The organism is Streptomyces niphimycinicus (genome assembly GCF_018883605.1).
In the GTDB taxonomy this organism is placed as follows: domain Bacteria; phylum Actinomycetota; class Actinomycetes; order Streptomycetales; family Streptomycetaceae; genus Streptomyces; species Streptomyces niphimycinicus.
The window spans coordinates 1-1947 of sequence record NZ_JAHLEM010001179.1 but is presented as its reverse complement, the minus strand read 5'-3'; the positions used below and the strand labels follow the sequence as shown (position 1 = coordinate 1947).

General features: G+C 73.8%; 3 protein-coding genes. All 3 read left to right on the top strand.

Annotated features, from left to right (window positions below):
* On the top strand, nt 1-313 hold a 313-nt coding region (locus KN815_RS48670; protein WP_253209732.1), incomplete at its 5' end, for an SAV_6107 family HEPN domain-containing protein.
* Between the two features lie 166 nt (nt 314-479).
* Entirely contained in the window at nt 480-1262 is a 783-nt protein-coding gene (locus KN815_RS48665) for a methyltransferase (RefSeq protein WP_216348143.1), read from the top strand.
* A 272-nt stretch (nt 1263-1534) separates the two neighbouring features.
* Nucleotides 1535-1927, top strand: a complete 393-nt coding sequence (locus KN815_RS48660) for an SCO2097 family morphological protein (protein ID WP_216348142.1) — start codon at nt 1535-1537, stop codon at nt 1925-1927.
* Nucleotides 1928-1947 lie beyond the last annotated feature (20 nt).

Below are 1947 nucleotides of genomic sequence, written 5' to 3'. Positions count from 1 at the left end.
CGCGGCCGTGCTCGCCGTGCGCGGCCGCCCCGAGCCCACCGCGCGCCGCCGCGCCCGGATCCGCAGCGCCTGGGAGGTCCTGCCGGAGGTCGCTCCCGAACTGGCCGAGTGGAGCGCCCTGTTCGCCTCCGGCGCCGACCGCCGGGCCCGCGCCGAGGCGGGGATACAGGGCGCCGCGAGCCCGCGGGACGCGGACGATCTGCTGCGTGCCACCGCGATGTTCCTGCGCCTGGTGGAGCGCATGCTGATGCTTCAGCCCACCCTGCCCCACCAGGCTCCGCCGGGTGACGAGCCGGGCCCGCCGGGAGCCTGAGCGGTGGCCCGGCCGCTGTCCGTCCCGTAGTCACCGGGGGGGCGGTGGCCCCGCCCGCCTCGGCGCACCCCGCCCCACGGAGGCAATAGGCTGGGAGCGCCGACGTCAGTAAGCCGTCGTCACCGCCTCCGGGCGGTGGCGGCACCGCGCCGAGGAGCCACCCGCCGTGTCAGACCCGCAGCGCCCCCGTGCGTCCCTCCGTACCGCCGTGGTCTGGGAGGTCCTGAAAGACGCCCTGGAACGGCGGGCCAAGGCCACGGGCCGGGAGGCCGCCGAGGGCGGGGCCGTGCACGGCGCGCTGGACGTCCTGGACACCGGCGGCGGCAGCGGCAATTTCGCCGTCCCGGTGGCCGGTCTCGGCCACCGCGTCACCGTGGTCGACCCGAGTCCGAACGCCCTGTTCGCGCTGGAGCGGCGGGCCGCCGAGGCCGGGGTGGCCGACCGGGTCCGCGGAGTCCAGGGCGATGCCCACGGGCTGTTCGACGTGGTCGAGCGCGGCGGCTACGACGTGGTGCTCTGCCATGGCGTGCTGGAGTACGTGGACGACCCCGCCGAGGGCCTGCGGAACGCGGCGGCGGCCCTGCGTCCCGCCGGCACCCTCAGCGTGCTCGCGGCGGGCCTGGGCGGCGCCGTGCTGGCCCGCGCCCTGGCCGGTCATTTCACCGAGGCCCGGCAAGCGCTTACCGACCCCGAGGGCCGCTGGGGCTCCGGAGATCCGATGCCGCGCCGGTTCACCGCCGACCAGCTCTCCGAGCTGGTGGCGGCGGCCGGTCTGGAGATCGCCGCGGTGCACGGGGTGCGGGTCTTCGCCGATCTGGTCCCCGGAGTGCTCGTGGACACCGAGCCCGGGGCGCTGGACGCCCTGTTGCAGCTCGAGGAGGCCGCCGCCGGGCTGCCCGCCTTCCGCTCCGTCGCCACTCAGCTCCACGTTCTCGCCGAGCGGGACTGAGCGGGCTCCTCCCGCCCCACCCGACGACGGGCGGCGTAGGTGGAGTCGGCCACAGGAGACCCGCTTGGTCGTCCGGCCCCGTATGATCGGGGTACACCGTCCGGCATGGCCAATCGGCGGGAGGGGAATGGACGTCTCAGCGTCAACTTTCGCCACGCCCGTGGGGGTGGGCGAATTGGCGTTGAGGGGCGGGTTTCACGGGGGCGATTCCCTGCCTATCCTGAAAGGGTCGCACCCGGTCGCCCCCCGCGACCGACGAGTAGGAGGACTCCGTGCCGCTCTCGGAGCACGAGCAGCGCATGCTCGAGCAAATGGAGCGAGCGTTGTACGCCGAAGATCCCAAGTTCGCGACAGCGCTTGAGGGAAGCGGCCTGCGCACGTACACCCGGCGACGGGTCTACCAGGCGGTCGCGGGTTTTCTGGTGGGCATCGCACTCCTCATGGTCGGAGTGATCGTTCCCCAGATCTGGATCAGCGTGGTGGGCTTCCTGATCATGCTGGGCTGTGCGGTGCTCGCGGTGACCGGCTGGCGCAAGGCTCCCAAACCCGGCGAGGCGCAGGGCGGCGGCGGGGCGACTCCCCGCCGTCAGGGCCGTCAGCGCCGTTCGATGATGGCGCGTATCGAGGAGCGGTGGCAGCGCCGCCGCGATGAGCAGGGCCACTGAGAATAATTCTTGGATGAGTG